General features: G+C 72.3%; 1 protein-coding gene. It reads right to left on the bottom strand.

Annotation, left to right across the window (positions count from 1 at the left end; translation table 11 throughout):
- Positions 1–2,555 (bottom strand): alpha/beta fold hydrolase (locus D7W79_RS41175; RefSeq protein ID WP_120530642.1); only part of this gene is annotated, 2,555 nt, incomplete at both ends.

The following is a 2,555-nucleotide window of genomic DNA, read 5'->3' as shown; positions in this document are numbered from 1 at the left end:
CGCCCGTGCATGGGCGATGTCCCCGGGACCCGGCGTGTCGAGCATCGCGCACAGCGGCACCGCCTGGCCCTCCGCCGTCAGCCGCCGGGCCATCTCGTAGACCACCGCGCCGCCGAACGACGCGCCCACCAGCAGGTACGGCCCCGTGGGCTGCAACGCGCGCACGCCTTCCAGGTAGGCCGTCGCCATCTCATCGACGGACGTGTGCAGCGGCCCGTCGGGATCCAGGCCCCGGGACTCGAAGGCATAGGCGGTCCGGCCCGCGTCGATGGCGCGCGCCAGGTCCCGGTAGAACACCGCCTGGCCTCCGGCCGCGTGCACGAAGAAGAGGGGCGGACCGCGCGTGCCCTGCTGGAGCAACGCCACACCCGGTGGCAGGGCGCGGGCCTCCTCTTTGCCGCCCAGCTTCCGCGCGAGCAACTCCACCGTGGGCGCGGTGAGCATCTCCTTCAACGCGAGCCGCTTGCCGAAGCGCTCGGAGATCATCGCGAGCAGCCGGAGCGCGACCAGCGAGTCACCGCCCAGCGCGAAGAAGTCGTCGTGGATGCCCACGTCGTCCAGGCGGAACAGCGTCTGGAAGCACTCGACGAGCGTCCGCTCAGTGGCGTCACGAGGGGCCACGCGCTCACCGCGACGGACGGCACGGCCCTTCGGCTTCGGGGGCACGGTCGCCTTCGCCCGGGCCGCCATGGCGTCGCGGGCGACGGGAGCCGGCGCGGCGTCATCCAGGCTGTAGTGCTCGCGGTCGAAGCTGTAGGTCGGCAGGTCCACGCGTCGGCGCCGCTCTCCGTCCCGGATGCGTTCCCAGTCCACGTCCACGCCAGCGGCCCAGGCTTCGCCCAGCGCGGACAGGGCATTCCCGGGCGCATCACCCTTCGTCGGCAGGGTGGCCAGCACGGGCTGCGTCTTGCGCGCCGGATGCTGCCGCGCGAGCGCGGTGAGCGTCGTGCCCGGTCCCACTTCAATCAACGCCCGGTCTCCGGACTCCAGCAGGCAGCCCAGCGCATCGGAGAAGCGGACGGTGTGCCGCAGGTGGCGGACCCAGTAGTCGGGAGACGTCGCCTCGCGCTCCTGGAGCCACCGGCCGGTGAGGCTGGACACGACAGGGAGCGAGGGTGCGCGGAGCTTCACGCGAGCCACCTCCCGCGCGAAGCCCTCCAGATACGGCTCCATCATGGACGAGTGCGCGGCGCGCGCGTAGCGCACCCGCTTGTGCTCGATGCCTCGCGCCGTCAGTGCCTGCTCCGCGGCCTCCAGCTCCGGCAGCGGCCCGGAGAGGACACAGGTCTCCGGCCCATTGATGGCCGCCACCGACACGGCCGGTCCCACGAGCCCCGTGACCTGCTCCACGGGCGCGAGCACGGACACCATTCCGCCCGGGGGCATCGCCTCCATCAACCGTCCCCGAGCGACGACGAGGCCCAGCGCCTCCTCCAGCGTGAACACGCCCGCGAGGCACGCCGCCACGTATTCGCCAAGCGAGTGCCCCAGCAAGGCCTCCGGCTTCACGCCCCACGACAGCCACAGCTGCGCGAGCGCCCAGTCGCACACGAACAACGCGGGCTGGGACCACAGCGGTCGGTCCAGCTCACGGGCCGCCGCATCGAAGCGCTCCGGCCCGGCGAAGAGGACGTCACGGAGGTCGGCGCCCAGGGGCCCACGAAGCCACTCCGCGCACGTATCGATGGCCGCACGGAACGCGGGCTCGCGAAGGAACGCCGCGCCCATGTTCACCCGCTGCGCACCGCCCCCCGGGAACAGGAAGGCCACACCGCGAGACTCGCCTTCGTCGAACACGGTGCGGATCCGCGAGGACGCGTCCTCACCAGGAGGTGACTGCCCATCCAGGAGCGCCGGCGCATCCTCACCGTGACGGACCACGACGAAGCGGCGCCACGGAAAGCGGGCACGCCCGACCTGCAACGTATGAGCGACGTCCGCGAGCCAGCCGTCCGAAGCATTGCTCGCGGACCGCGCCCATGCTGCCGTGCCGGCATCCGTGCCGGCGGGGCCCTTCTCGGCGCGAGGAGCCGCAGTGGCGGTCGCTGCGTGAATCGACGCTCCCTGCGCAGCCGGTGCCGTGGACTCGCGCATCACCGGACCCGGCGCCACCGTGACGTTCCTTATGTGAGAGGACGCTCCATGCGCAGCCGGTGCCGCGTGCTCGCGCAAGCGCTCCGCGAGCGCCGTGGTCATCCGCTCCAGCGCCCCTTCCGTCTTCGCGGACAGCAGCAGCACCTCTTCCCCGCGCCGGGGCGCATCCGTCTCCGGAAGAGCCGGCGCCTCCTGCAACACCACATGCGCGTTCGTGCCCCCAATCCCCAACGCCGTCACCCCCGCGCGCAGCGGCAGCGGCCCCTCCCACGCACGCGCGCTCCCCACCACCTGGAAGGGACTCCCCTCCAGCTCCAGCATCGGATGCGGCTTCGTGAAGTTCAGCGTCGGAGGCAGCGTTCGGTGCTCCATCGACAGCACCGTCTTGATGACCCCCGCCACGCCCGCCGCCGTGTCCAGGTGCCCGAAGTTGCTCTTCACCGCCCCCAGCCCGCACGCCC

It is taken from the genome of Corallococcus exercitus (assembly GCF_003611585.1).
Taxonomy (GTDB): Bacteria; Myxococcota; Myxococcia; order Myxococcales; family Myxococcaceae; genus Corallococcus; species Corallococcus exercitus.
Note: the sequence above shows the minus strand (reverse complement) of the source record. Positions and strands in the feature narration are given on the sequence as shown.